Genomic DNA, 14739 nt, shown 5'->3' with positions numbered 1-14739 from the left:
TTTATATTATATTGGTAAGGAAAACATCATGAATCAGACAAAAGAGAAAAAAACAAGATACTTATTATGGCCTGCGCTACTGCTTCTGCTTCTTCTGCTGGCGCCGGGCAACATTGTCCGTGTGCAGGCCGCCTCTGACCAGACTGCTGTCCAGCTGAAACTCAGTCAGGGTATCCGCCGCTATGATTATGCTTACCAGGTCCTTGATCTGGTAAATCAGGAACGTGCCAAAAAGAACCGGAATCCTGTCACTATGGATAAGAACCTTCTGGAATGCGCCATGACCAGAGCAGAAGAACTGACCGTTTGCGCCAGTCATACCCGTCCCAATGGTTCCATCTGTTTTTCAGCCTTTCCTTATTTTGAGAATCCAAGTGAAAATCTTGCGATCAACCAGGGAACTCCTGAAGAAGTTATGGAATCATGGATCGAATCTTCCGGACATTACACGAACATCATGAATTCCAAAAATGTTTCTGCCGGAATCGGCTGCTACTCACAGAACGGTCATCTCTACTGGATCCAGTGCTTTTCTTCTCACGCAACAGAAGCCTGCACACAGCCTGCCAATCAGACTGTGTCACCTGTTATTTCCGTGCTTCCAAAGCTGATAAATATCCATTTCAACGAAGCTTCTCCGATCACATTCACAGAAGAACAGAAAACACTGGCTATCTATATAACCTGTAATGGATTCAGCTATATGAGTTCCAGCCTTGACCCAGCTTCTTTCACATGGTCAACCGGAGATCCTTCCATTGCCACTGTGGATCAGAGCGGTGTTATCCGACTGAAAAGCAGAGGAACCACTACGGTTTCTGCCACACTGAAATCCTGCCCGGACAAAACACTGTCTGCAGATCTCAATGCATACTATGATCTGGAAAATTCCAGAGAGACTTCTCTGCGCTATACAAGTTCCTGGAACTATACCGGAAGTCCCATTACTTTTTCTCCTGAACTAAAATTCCATGGTCGTACGCTGACTGAGGGAAAAGATTATACGATTTCTTTCTCCCACAATCAGAACAGCGGTGTGGGAACTTTCACGATCACAGGTCTTGGCCTTTATTCCGGAACTCTGACGAATAATTTCGGTATCTGGCAGATCAATCTCTCTCAGGCAGAGATTGATTTTTCCCAGTCCTCCTATCTGTATACCGGAACTCCACTAACTCCGAAGCCCACTGTCACCTGGAATGGTATAACCCTGACAGAAAATGTAGATTATACACTCTCCTGGCATAACAATGCCCAGCAGGGAAACGCTTATGTTACTGTTTCCGGTAAGGGAAATTTCACCGGTGAAAGTAATAAATATTTCTACATCGACCTTACCCCGATCACGGAAGCTGAGATTGGTGATATCCCGGATTATGAATATGCTCCTGGCAAAGAATTCAAGCCGGAGCCAACGGTCACATTAAATGGTGTTACTTTAAAGAAAGATGTTGATTATACCCTTTCTTATTATGATAACACCATGGCAAGTTCCAGAACCAACAGACCTCGTGTCCATATAACCGGTATCGGCATTTACAGAAGCGGTTTTTCCAAATACTTCACCATCAATCCACTGAAGCTCTCCGGTGAGACCATCCAACTGGCAGATTCAAACTGCAAAAGTGAAAGTGTAACCTCTTATCTGCGAAATAACCTGGTCATCACCTATAATGGCACACAACTGACCTCTGATGATTTTCGCATTACTTCTGTATACTATTCCTCCAGCAATGAGATCCTGGATTTTTCACTTTCCTATAAGCAGAATTATTCCGGTTCAAGGCATATGACATCTGTAAAGCTTTGCGATCTTTCGGATATTCCGGAACAGATCTTCAACGGCAATGCAGTAACTCCGAAGCCTACTGTAAAATACGGCTCGGACACGCTTCAGGAAGGCACGGATTATATCCTTACCTGGAAAGATAACGCCAAAACCGGCACTGGCTCCGTAACGGTTACAGGAATCAACAATTATTTTTCAAGTCAGTCCCTGACCTTTAAAATATCCGCTCCAGCACCAACGAGCACTCCAACTCCGAAACCTACTGCTACCCCAACGCCGAAGCCTACTGCTACTCCAAAGCCGAAGCCTACTGCTACCCCAACGCCGAAGCCTACTGCTACCCCGACTCCGAAACCTACTGCCACTCCAACGCCGAAGCCTACTGCCACTCCAGTTCCGAAGCCATCCACTACCCCGGCTCCAATGCCATCTGGCACTCCGGCTCCTGTGATCACGAAATTAACTGCACCGTCAATTAAGGCCTCTGCCTCCTGGAACAGCTGTACGCTCCGCTGGAACCGTATAAACAATGCCCGGAACTATATTCTCTACAGAAAAACAAATTCCGGAAAATACGCAAAGATCAAAACTTTAAACACAAATACTACTTCATACAAAGACACAAAGATCACTATCGGAAATAAATATTCTTACGTGATCCGTGCAAGCAAAAAAACATCCTCCGGTTATATCTACAGTCCAGTTTCCAAAGCAGTGACTGTGAAACCGAATCTGCTCCGTCCGTCCATAAAGCTTAAAACCCTCAAAGGAAAACAGACCCTTTCCTGGAAAAAGATTTCCGGAGCAACCGGCTATGTCATCTATCAGAAAAAAGGAAATGGTTCCTTCAAAAAAGTAAAAACTATTTCTTACAAAAATACCAGCTATACATTTAAGACAGCAAAAAATGTTACATATAGCTACAGACTGGTTCCATACCGCACAGTAAACAAGAAGGTAAAGACCGGACCTGCAAGTGCGGTAAAAACCGGAAAAGCAAAATAACAGACTTACCGGATCGGACAAAAAAAGGATGATGCGTCACCGAAACGCATCATCCTTTTTTCAGTTCTTTTCTTCTCCCTCTTCATAGGATTTTTCCCAGATCTCGGAAAATACTGCCAGCGGACAGTCTGTCAGCAGGCACATCAGAAGAAAGCACTCATATGGATTCACTATGTAGATCTCACTCATTTCGCAGCGGGCCAGGATCTCCTGGATCTCCTCCAGAAAATGACGGTATCTCGTATACGGATCATCCTCTGCCATCTCCTGAGAGATCACAAAAAACTCCAGCGTGATCAGATCGAACCGCTCCACCGGAAATTTATGGTTCAGGATATTGTTGATCCTCTGGCGGCTGAAGCGCTTCTGGCTGAAATGCTTTGCCAGAATGGATGCGGACATCTTTTTGAGATTTCCCATTTTATTAATGGGGATCCCGCTGCAGATAACCTTTTCCAGATCCGAAGCACTGATATTCTCAGGCTTCCAGATCTTTTTGCCACCGTTTTCTTCCTCATCTTCCTGATACATGGCTGCAATGATCTTCCTTGCCCGCTCCAGAAGGATCATAAATTCCTGAAAAGCCTGGCTCTTCTCTGATTTCGGATCATCATGTCTTCCTTTCAGAAAAGCCAGATATTCCAGAAGCTTTTCTTCACTGTCCAGACAAAGCCCTGTGCCATACACGATCTCTCCGGTCTTTTTTTCCACCGGAGTCATCTGTTTGTAGGTTTCTTTATATTCCTCCGCTTTATAATAGCCAAGATGATTCCGGTAACAATACCAGTAGATCACTTCTTCCGGATTATGAAAATCAAAATCCTGCTCACGAAGCACCCGGGTCAGAAAATCTGAAACATCCTCTGTACTCATCCGAAGTCCGAACCCCAGCAGAAAAACCGTTTCACGCTTCACAGATGCCTGAGTCAGCCAGTTATTCACCAGAGAACTCAACTTGGCTGATGTAGGTGACATGGATTTCGGTGTGTAGGTTTCCTTGAAGGATTCCACAACGATCTCCCTGTAGACTTCCTGCGGCACCTGGGAAAAAGGCTCCTCAAGCTCTGCACGCTCATACACATATCGTTTCAGATAGTCACCAAAGGAAACCAGTTCCATCTCCTTGTAAAGATAATGAAAAATAACATCTGCATCCTCATCCTCAAAAGAATCCAGACTGACAACCTGGCGGAACTTCTGTGCCGCCTTTCTTGTAAATTCAAAGTCCTTCACTGAATCGAAGGCAACTGTCTGTTCAAAATCAAGATCCTGCATTCGATTTCTCATCGCAAATTTTCTCCTTATCCCTTTTCTTACTCCCCGGGTTTATTACCGTCCGGTACTGTGGCGCTCTGCCCAGCGTTTGAGAATATTTTTTTCTTCATAGCCGCTGATCTGTGCAAGGACCAGTGTCACATTATCTCTGCCGCCTCTTTCCAATGCCTGTTCCAGGATCTTACCTACTTTTTCTTCTGCGGTTTCTGTCCCGTCAAGGATCTTCTGAAGCTCCTGATCAGAAAGCATGTCTGTCACTCCATCTGAACAGATCAGATACGAGCTTCCCGGCTGATAACCGATCTCCACGATAGAAGGCTCCAGTGCCATGTTTTCTTCCTGAAAGCCCAGATACTGCGTCAGCGGAGCTTTTCCCAGCATTTTTCCGCCGATCACATGGTCCGTGGAAATCTGCTGGAACTTCCCCTGAAAATGACGGTAGATACGGCTATCCCCAAGGTTGCAGGCATAGATTGCCTTTTCGCTGAAAGACAAAAGTGCCATGGTTGTTCCCATGCTTCTGATACAGTTTTCATTGCTATAGCGACATACTGCCTCATTCATATTTTCGCAGGCTCCTGTCAGAAAAACCACAGGCTCTTTTTTCAGGGTCTTTTTGTTTTCTTCATAGAAGCCTCCCAGCGCTTCCACAGCTGCAGAAGCTGCCATTTCACCGTAGCTTTCTCCGCCCATGCCGTCAAAAACAGCCAGCATTGGAAGCTGCCAGTGCTGTGTATGACCTGCCAGGATTCCGTCAACCCCCTGGTTGTGCACCGGCAGGCGCACTCCGCAGCACCAGAAATTATCCTCATTATTTGTCCTCACCTTTCCGGTGTGACATGTATACGCATAATCAATCTGATAGGCCATTCTTTTTCCTTTCGTAAAACCCCTTCGACATTACTGCTGAAGCTCCACTACAGAATTACTCCAGTATTTGTCTCCCAGTTCTACATATTTGTCGTTATCGCTCTCTTTATCATGAACCTTACCATCTGCATCGATCCATCGGATCAGAAGGCCGTCCTGATAATAAAAATACTGCTTCTCATCTCCGTCCCATACATAAGTATAAAACATCTGCTCGCCCCAGTAAAAATATTCCTCATAAACGCCATCTGCGGAACTGCCGGGATATACAAGTACTTTGGCGATCTCTCCTGATCCGTTATAAAAGCGCAGGCGATCCCCCTCTGTACCTTCACGTCTATAGCTGTCCAGAGCATTTTCTATGGTTGTCGCATGGTCACGTATCGTTTCCATTGCCTGTGCGAAACTTTTATCCGAATTGTCTGCAGTACCGAAATTTCCTTTGTTCAGAGCATCAGAATCATCGGAATCTGTATACGAAGGTTCCCCGTTATCCACAGGTTTCCGTATCGTTCGTACCGCAAGGATCCCGCCGATCAGCACAACAAGGATCCCGGCTGTTATAAGCATTCTGAAAATACCTTTCCGTTTCCTTCTGTCATCGTCATTTCCGTCATTCTCTGGTACGGATCCTTCCCACTCCTGGAGATTCTGGTCACGGTCGTCTTCCAGATCTGTGATAGAGGTAACTCTGGGCTTTACAGCTCCGGTTTTTCTTATACCGGGATCTGACTGACGGGAACGTCCTGACGGATAACCGGACAGGCTATCCTTTTCGGATGCTGTTTTTCCGGATGCAGATTTCTGAGGCTTCTGTATTGTGCTCTGAGCCTTTGGCGTATTCCGGGCTGCATTTTTTGCTATTTCTCCGGCTGTCGGTTTCTCCGGCTGTATGGATACCGGCACAGGATTTTTACGTGCCTGACGGATTGCATCCGTATTCAGCTGACTCGTTCTTGCCAGCTGTCTGGCTGCACCCTCCTGAAGAAACTTCGGCATGGACTCCGGAACAGGTCTTTCCTCCACTGCTTTCGGTTTCTCATGAACTCCCTGTTCTCTGTTTGCTGCTCCATACCGGATTTCTTCCAGTGCTTCCCGAAACTTCTCAGGAGTCTGATATCGTTCTTTTGCATCATAAGCACAGGCTTTTAAGATAACGGAGCCGAAAGCCTCTCCTGCATCCACAGGTAGTGGCGGTGTTTCGCCTGACATCCTCCTCGTGAGTGCGTTTTCCTTATCTCTGTATGTGATCAACTGTTTTTCAAGATTCAGAAACGGAAGCCTGTTATGATTCATCAGTTTATATAACACCAGGCCAAGTGCATAAATGTCCACTCTGCTGTCGTACTGTTCTCCCCTGTACATCTCCGGCGCCATATAGGAATAAGTTCCCTTTTTGGAAAGGGTACTCATGGTTTTTTCCAGTTCTCTGGCGATTCCAAAGTCCCCCAGCTTGAAATCCCCGAACCTGGATACAAAAATATTCTCAGGTTTGATATCCCTGTGGATGATGTGAAGCTGCCCACAGTATTCCAGTGATCTGCAAAGATCGATACCCAGCTTCATCACTTCTTTTTCTGTGAGATTTTTTCCCGCATAATATTCCATGAAGCTTGTGAGATATTCCATGCGGATAAAAATATCCCATCCGATCTCGTCCAGATATTCCATCACCTTGTAATCTTCTACAGATACAATATGGGAATTTCCCCGGAAATACTCCATGGTGCTTACTTCCTGAATGCACTCCTCCACCAGATTTTCAAAATAACCGCGGACAGATTTTTCATCACCGGATTCTGAGCGCACACTGTCCAGCTCCCCTTTACTGGCGGGGATTGTGATTATCTTAATTGCCGAGTAAAAAGAACGTCCCTTCTCAGTTCTCTGAGCTTTATACACTCTTCCAAAAGAGCCTTCCCCGATCTTGCTTACGATCTTCCATTCCGGCCACGGGGAAATTGGCAGTTCCTTGTCCATCGCAATCCCTCCTCTCTCAGAAAATCCCTGCTTATAAACAGAAATCTCCCTCCGGATTTCCGGGGGGAGATTTATTTATATTAGCAAGGTATATCGACTTATTCTTCTACCGGTGCAGTTTCCTCTGCTGTCTCTTCAACAGCAATGGTCTCTTCCTCCGGAGCAGTCTCAGTCTTCTCTTCCTCTACGGAAATTTCCTCTGTATCCTCAGGCTCCTCGGAAGCTGTTTTTACCTCCGGCATTCCTGTGTCAAGACTGATCTCACTGTAACGCTTCATACCTGTACCTGCAGGAATCAGCTTACCGATGATAACGTTCTCTTTCAGACCGATCAGCGGATCGATCTTACCTTTGATAGCAGCCTCTGTCAGGACTTTTGTTGTTTCCTGGAAGGATGCTGCTGACAGGAAGGAGTTTGTAGCAAGGGATGCTTTGGTAATACCAAGCATAACCTGTTTTCCCTCTGCCGGCTGTTTGCCCTCTGCCTCAAGTTTCTCGTTAACTTCCTCAACATCAAGGACATCAACAAGTGTTCCTGGCAGGAACTCTGTATCTCCGTTATCCTCGATACGGATCTTCTTCAGCATCTGATGAACGATAACCTCGATATGCTTATCGTTGATCTCAACACCCTGCAGACGATATACACGCTGAACCTCACGGATCATGTAATCCTGAACTGCACGCACACCCTTGATTCTCAGGATATCATGCGGATTTACACTACCTTCTGTCAGCTCATCGCCGGCCTCAAGAACCTGTCCATCAAGGACTTTGATACGAGAACCGTATGGGATCAGGTAAGTCTTGGAATCGCCTGTCTCCGGATCGTTTACGATGATCTCACGTTTCTTCTTAGTGTCGTTGATCGTGGCAACACCTGGGATCTCTGTGATGATCGCAAGACCCTTCGGCTTTCTTGCCTCGAAAAGCTCCTCGACACGAGGAAGACCCTGTGTGATATCTCCACCGGCAACACCACCGGTATGGAAAGTACGCATGGTCAGCTGTGTACCTGGCTCACCGATAGACTGTGCTGCGATGATACCAACAGACTCACCAACCTGTACCGGCTCACCGGTAGCCATGTTCGCACCATAACATTTTGCGCAGACACCAACCTTGCACTTACAGGAAAGGATGGTACGGATCTTCAGTTTGTCGATCGGTCCGCCTGTCTGGTTGCTTACGCCCTCTTTCATGATACGGGCTGCACGCTTCGGTGTGATCATGTGGTTTGCTTTAACAAGGATTTCTCCGTCTTTATTCTTAACTGTCTCACAGGAGAAACGTCCTGTGATACGCTCCTGAAGGCTCTCGATCTCTTCTTTTCCGTCCATGAATCCACGAACGACCATACCGGAGATCTCTGCTCTGTTCTCACAGCAGTCCGCCTCACGAACGATCAGATCCTGGGATACGTCAACAAGTCGTCTTGTCAGGTATCCGGAATCGGCTGTACGAAGAGCGGTATCAGAAAGACCTTTACGAGCTCCATGAGCGGACATGAAGTACTCCAGTACGTCAAGACCTTCACGGAAGTTTGACTTGATCGGGAGCTCGATGGTATGACCGGTTGTATCAGCCATCAGTCCTCGCATTCCGGCAAGCTGTTTGATCTGCTTATCGGAACCACGGGCTCCGGAGTCAGCCATCATGAAGATGTTGTTGTACTTATCAAGACCTGTAAGAAGTGCCTTTGTAAGCTCATCATCGGTCTTCTTCCAGGTATCAACAACCTCTTTGTAACGCTCTTCCTCTGTGATAAGACCACGTTTGTAGTTCTTTGTGATACGGTCAACAGTATCCTGAGCCTGCTTGATCATCTCCGGCTTCTGCGGCGGCACGGTCATATCGGAAATAGATACGGTCATGGCTGCACGTGTGGAGTATTTGTAACCCATAGACTTAACGGAGTCAAGTACCTCGGCTGTCTTTGTTGCACCGTGAGTATTGATAACCTTTTCAAGGATCTGCTTCAGCTGTTTCTTACCTACAAGGAAATCAACCTCAAGAAGCAGTTCGTTTCCAGGTACGCTTCTGTCCACAAATCCAAGGTCCTGCGGAAGGATCTCGTTGAACAGGAAACGTCCCAGTGTGGACTGAACATTGCCGCTTAAAACAGTTCCGTCCGGCATTGTCTTATGACAATGGACAATGATCTTTGTCTGGAGTGTGATGACCTTGTTCTCGTATGCAAGAATTGCCTCGTTGACACTCTTGAAGAACTTGCCTTCACCCTTGTTTCCAGGTCTTTCCTGTGTCAGGTAGTAGATACCAAGGACCATATCCTGTGAAGGAACGGCTACAGGACCACCATCTGACGGTTTCAGAAGGTTGTTCGGTGATAACAGAAGGAAACGGCACTCTGCCTGTGCTTCCTGGGAAAGCGGAAGATGTACAGCCATCTGGTCACCATCGAAGTCAGCGTTGAACGCGGTACAAACAAGTGGATGAAGCTTGATCGCCTTACCTTCTACAAGGATCGGCTCGAATGCCTGGATACCCAGACGATGCAGTGTAGGTGCACGGTTCAGCATAACCGGATGCTCCTTAATGACGTCCTCAAGGACATCCCATACTGCCGGCTCAAGCTTCTCTACCATTTTCTTGGCATTTTTGATGTTGTGGGAAGTTCCGTTGGCAACAAGCTCTTTCATAACGAAAGGTTTGAACAGCTCGATAGCCATCTCCTTCGGAAGACCACACTGATAGATCTTCAGTTCAGGTCCTACGACGATTACAGAACGTCCGGAATAGTCAACTCGTTTACCGAGAAGGTTCTGACGGAAACGTCCGGATTTACCCTTCAGCATATCGGAAAGGGATTTCAGAGCTCTGTTTCCAGGTCCTGTTACAGGACGTCCACGGCGTCCGTTATCGATCAGGGCATCTACAGCCTCCTGCAGCATACGCTTCTCGTTGCGGACAATGATATCCGGAGCACCAAGCTCCAGAAGTCTTTTCAGACGGTTGTTTCTGTTGATGATCCTTCTGTAAAGATCATTCAGGTCAGATGTTGCAAAACGTCCTCCGTCCAGCTGTACCATAGGACGAAGATCCGGCGGGATAACCGGGATAACGGTCATGATCATCCACTCAGGACGGTTGCCGGACTCACGGAAGGACTCCACAACCTCAAGACGTTTGATGATCCTTGCACGTTTCTGGCCTGTTGCGTCCACAAGCTCTGCCTTCAGTTCTTCAGAATCTTTTTCAAGATCGATAGCCTGAAGGAGCTCCATGATGGACTCGGCACCCATACCTACACGGAATCCTTCTCCGTAAGACTCACGTGCTTCCTGGTACTCACGCTCGGTGAGTACCTGTTTGTACATAAGTCCGGAATCTGCAGGATCCAGAACGATATAGTTAGCAAAGTAAAGCACTTTCTCCAGTGTTCTCGGAGAAATATCAAGGATCAGACCCATACGGGACGGAATTCCTTTAAAGTACCAGATATGAGACACCGGAGCTGCAAGCTCGATGTGTCCCATACGCTCTCTACGAACGGCAGATTTGGTTACTTCAACACCGCATCTGTCGCAGACAACGCCTTTATAGCGAATTTTTTTGTACTTTCCACAGTGGCACTCCCAGTCCTTGCTCGGTCCGAAAATCCTTTCACAGAAAAGACCATCCTTCTCAGGCTTCAAGGTTCTGTAGTTGATCGTTTCAGGTTTTAAAACCTCACCGTGTGACCACTCTCTGATCTTCTCAGGGGACGCCAGTCCGATCTTGATGGCATCGAAAGTCATTGGCTGATATGTTTCATTGGCGTTGGTTGTTTCTGCCATGTATTCTTTCCCCTTTCTTATTCCTCATCATCAAAGGACTCTTCAAACTCGATCATATCATCTTCGTCTTCCATGTCCTCATCTTCTTCTACATTGACAAGCTCTTCTCCGCTGAACTCCTGCTTGGTGTAGCCGTGTTTACCGAAGGACTCCTCATCTCTGCGTCCTCTGGAATCGCCCTCGATGACATGACGAAGATCAGTATCTCCGTAATCAGAGGTTTCCATAATGTGTACCTCTGATCCGTCCTCGCTGAGCACACGTACATCCAGACCAAGAGACTGAAGCTCTTTAAGAAGTACCTTAAAGGACTCAGGAATACCTGGCTCAGGAATGTTGTCACCTTTGATGATCGCTTCATAGGTCTTAACACGTCCGATCACATCATCAGACTTCACTGTCAGGATCTCCTGCAGTGTGTAGGAAGCACCATATGCCTCCAGTGCCCAAACCTCCATCTCTCCGAAACGCTGTCCACCGAACTGAGCTTTACCACCCAGAGGCTGCTGTGTTACAAGGGAGTATGGACCTGTGGAACGTGCATGGATCTTATCATCTACCAGATGATGCAGCTTCAGGTAGTGCATGTGACCGATCGTTACAGGGCTGTCGAAGTACTCGCCTGTTCGTCCGTCACGAAGTCTTACCTTACCGTCTCTGGAGATCGGAACGCCCTTCCAGAGTGCTCTGTGAGCTTTATTCTCATCGAGATACTGCATAACATCCGGTGCAAGGATGTCTTTATATTTCTCACGGAATTCCTCAAAGTCTTCCGTATTAACGTAATCGTTGGCAAGCTCCAGAGTATCCTGGATATCAACCTCGTTTGCGCCATCGAATACAGGTGTTGCAATATTGAAGCCAAGTGCTTTGGCAGCAAGGCTCAAGTGGATCTCCAGGACCTGTCCGATGTTCATTCGGGAAGGTACACCCAGAGGATTCAGCACGATATCAAGAGGACGTCCGTTTGGAAGGAATGGCATATCCTCAACCGGAAGTACACGGGAAACGACACCCTTGTTACCATGACGACCAGCCATCTTATCACCAACGGAGATCTTTCTCTTCTGTGCAATATAAATACGTACTGCCTGATTTACTCCAGGGCTCAGCTCATCGCCGTTCTCTCTTGTAAATACCTTGGCATCTACGATAATACCATACTCACCATGCGGTACCTTAAGGGAAGTATCACGTACCTCTCTTGCCTTCTCACCGAAGATAGCACGAAGGAGACGCTCCTCAGCAGTAAGTTCAGTCTCTCCCTTAGGAGTAACCTTACCGACAAGGATATCACCGGCACGTACCTCAGCACCGATACGGATGATACCGCGCTCATCCAGATCCTTCAGAGCGTCATCGCCGACACCCGGAACGTCACGTGTGATCTCTTCCGGTCCCAGCTTGGTATCACGGGATTCTGCCTCATATTCCTCAATATGGACAGATGTATAAACATCATTCTGTACCAGTTTCTCACTAAGAAGAACAGCATCCTCGTAGTTATAACCCTCCCAGGTCATAAATCCGATCAGCGGGTTCTTACCAAGTGCAAGCTCACCATTGGATGTAGACGGGCCATCCGCGATAACCTGTCCTGCCTCAACATGCTCACCCTGGAACACGATCGGTCTCTGGTTGTAGCAGTTGCTCTGGTTGCTTCGCATGAATTTAGTCAGATGATAATCATCTTTTGTTCCGTCATCATTCTTGATAGAGATATCTGTAGATGTGGAACGAAGTACTGTACCTGCTTTTCTTGCAACAACGCATACACCGGAGTCAACAGCGGTCTTGGTCTCCATACCTGTACCAACAACCGGAGCCTCTGTTGTAAGAAGCGGAACGGCCTGACGCTGCATGTTGGATCCCATCAGCGCACGGTTCGCATCATCGTTCTGCAGGAACGGGATCAGGGCTGTAGCAACGGAGAATACCATTCGCGGAGATACATCCATGTAATCGAACATGTGCTGCTCGTACTCCTGTGTCTCCTCGCGGTAACGACCGGAAACGTTCTTATGAATGAAGTGTCCCTCTTCATCCAGCGGCTCATTCGCCTGTGCTACATGGTAATTATCTTCCTCATCCGCTGTCATGTATACAACCTCATCGGTTACACGCGGGTTGGAAGGATCTGTTTTGTCGATCTTTCTGTACGGAGCCTCTACGAAGCCGTACTGATTGATCCTTGCATAGGATGCAAGGGAGTTGATAAGACCGATGTTCGGTCCCTCAGGAGTCTCGATCGGGCACATTCTTCCATAGTGGGAATAATGTACGTCTCGAACCTCGAATCCGGCTCTGTCTCGTGACAGACCGCCAGGTCCCAGTGCGGAAAGTCTTCTCTTGTGAGTCAGCTCTCCAAGCGGGTTGTTCTGATCCATGAACTGTGACAGCTGGGATGATCCGAAGAACTCTTTTACTGCTGCAGTTACAGGTTTGATATTGATCAGGGACTGCGGAGAAATACTCTCTGTGTCCTGTGTTGTCATTCTCTCACGTACCACACGCTCAAGTCTGGAAAGACCGATGCGGTACTGATTCTGAAGCAACTCACCGACAGCACGGATACGACGGTTGCCCAGGTGGTCGATATCATCATCGTTACCAAGGCCATACTCCAGATGCATATTGTAGTTAATGGACGCAAGGATATCTTCCTTGGTGATGTGTTTCGGGATCAGGTCGTGGATATCACGTTTGATCGCATCACATCTGTCCTCAAATGTGTCATTTTCTTCCAGAATTTTTTCGAGCACTGGGTAGTATACTAATTCTGTAACACCCAGGGACTTCGGATCCTCAAGCTCCGGCAGATAGTGACGGATATCAACCATAAGGCTAGAAAGAACTTTGATCTCTCTCTCCTCACCCTGGATCCATACGTACGGAACTGCGGAATTCTGTAATGTATCAGCAAGCTCTTTTGTAACAAGTGTCTCAGCCTCAGCAAGGATCTCACCTGTTGTTGTATCTACAACATCCTGAGAAAGCTTGTGGCCTACGATACGTTTATTGAAATGAAGCTTCTTATTAAATTTATAACGTCCGACTTTGGCAAGGTCATATCTTCTCGGATCGAAGAACATTGCCATGATCAGGCTCTCTGCGCTCTCTACTGCAAGCGGCTCGCCCGGACGGATCTTCTTATACAGCTCAAGGAGACCTTCCTGATAGTTTGTGGAGGTATCCTTTGTAAAGCTGGCAAGGATCTTTGGCTCTTCACCAAACAGATCAATGATCTCAGCATTGGTTCCAATGCCCAGTGCACGGATCAGAACAGTGATCGGAACCTTTCTTGTTCTGTCTACACGTACATAAAATACATCATTTGAATCTGTCTCGTACTCCAGCCATGCACCTCTGTTCGGAATTACAGTACTGGAAAACAGTCTCTTACCAAGCTTATCATGAGCGATCGCGTAGTAGATTCCAGGGGAACGTACTAACTGGCTGACAATAACACGCTCAGCACCATTGATAACAAAGGTACCCGTAGCTGTCATCAGCGGTAAATCTCCCATGAAAATCTCGTGTTCGTTGATCTCTTCTGTTTCCTTATTGATCAGCCTTACTCGAACCTTCAAAGGTGCGGCATAAGTCACGTCACGTTCTTTACACTGCTCGATGGAATATTTTGCATCTTTTTCATCGTATGTGAAATCGATGAATTCCAGACTGAGCTTTCCGCCGTAATCTGCGATCGGAGAAATATCATCAAATACTTCTTTTAAACCTTCGTCAAGAAACCACTGGTAGGAATCTTTCTGAACTTCGATCAGGTTTGGCATTTCCAGGACTTCTTTTTGTCTCTGGTAGCTCATACGCATGCTTTTTCCAGTTTTTACAGAACGAATTCTGTTTTTTTCCATTGACGTTTCACCCCTGTTTTTTTATTATTTATTACAACATGATCCCGCCTGACCTTTAGGCAGGCATATCTAGCCATAATATAGCATCCTCCACTTTAACATAAGAAAAAAAGTGTGTCAAGCACTTTTTTTGATTTTTTTACATTTT

Annotated in this window: 6 protein-coding genes; 1 reads left to right on the top strand and 5 read right to left on the bottom strand. The window is 46.8% G+C overall.

Annotated elements, in window-relative coordinates; all coding sequences use genetic code 11:
• The first annotated feature begins 28 nt into the window (after nucleotides 1-28).
• Entirely contained in the window at nucleotides 29-2794 is a 2766-nt protein-coding gene (locus BN3261_RS17495; RefSeq protein WP_110925833.1) for a CAP domain-containing protein, read from the top strand.
• A 60-nt stretch (nucleotides 2795-2854) separates the two neighbouring features.
• Here BN3261_RS17495 and BN3261_RS14870 read toward each other — a convergent pair whose 3' ends face one another.
• The 5 genes from BN3261_RS14870 to BN3261_RS14850 all read right to left on the bottom strand — a co-directional run bounded on the left by BN3261_RS14870 (nucleotide 2855) and on the right by BN3261_RS14850 (nucleotide 14591).
• Entirely contained in the window at nucleotides 2855-4081 is a 1227-nt protein-coding gene (locus BN3261_RS14870; protein ID WP_015526296.1) for a hypothetical protein, read from the bottom strand.
• A 42-nt stretch (nucleotides 4082-4123) separates the two neighbouring features.
• On the bottom strand, nucleotides 4124-4939 hold the full coding sequence (locus tag BN3261_RS14865; RefSeq protein ID WP_022426674.1) for a PP2C family protein-serine/threonine phosphatase: 816 nt from the start codon (nucleotides 4937-4939) through the stop codon (nucleotides 4124-4126).
• A gap of 30 nt (nucleotides 4940-4969) precedes the next feature.
• The gene (locus BN3261_RS14860) at nucleotides 4970-6919 is read right to left on the bottom strand and encodes a serine/threonine protein kinase (RefSeq protein ID WP_059086663.1); all 1950 of its coding nucleotides are present in this window, start codon (nucleotides 6917-6919) and stop codon (nucleotides 4970-4972) included.
• A 98-nt stretch (nucleotides 6920-7017) separates the two neighbouring features.
• A complete protein-coding gene (rpoC, locus tag BN3261_RS14855; protein ID WP_015526299.1) occupies nucleotides 7018-10716 on the bottom strand; it encodes a DNA-directed RNA polymerase subunit beta' in 3699 nt (1232 codons plus the stop codon).
• A gap of 17 nt (nucleotides 10717-10733) precedes the next feature.
• The gene (locus BN3261_RS14850; protein ID WP_021652198.1) at nucleotides 10734-14591 is read right to left on the bottom strand and encodes a DNA-directed RNA polymerase subunit beta; all 3858 of its coding nucleotides are present in this window, start codon (nucleotides 14589-14591) and stop codon (nucleotides 10734-10736) included.
• Nucleotides 14592-14739: the final 148 nt, after the last annotated feature.

Source organism: Blautia massiliensis (ex Durand et al. 2017) (assembly GCF_001487165.1).
Taxonomy (GTDB): domain Bacteria; phylum Bacillota; class Clostridia; order Lachnospirales; family Lachnospiraceae; genus Blautia_A; species Blautia_A fusiformis.
The sequence above is the reverse complement of the archived record's forward strand: the minus strand, read 5'-3'. Positions and strand labels throughout refer to the sequence as shown.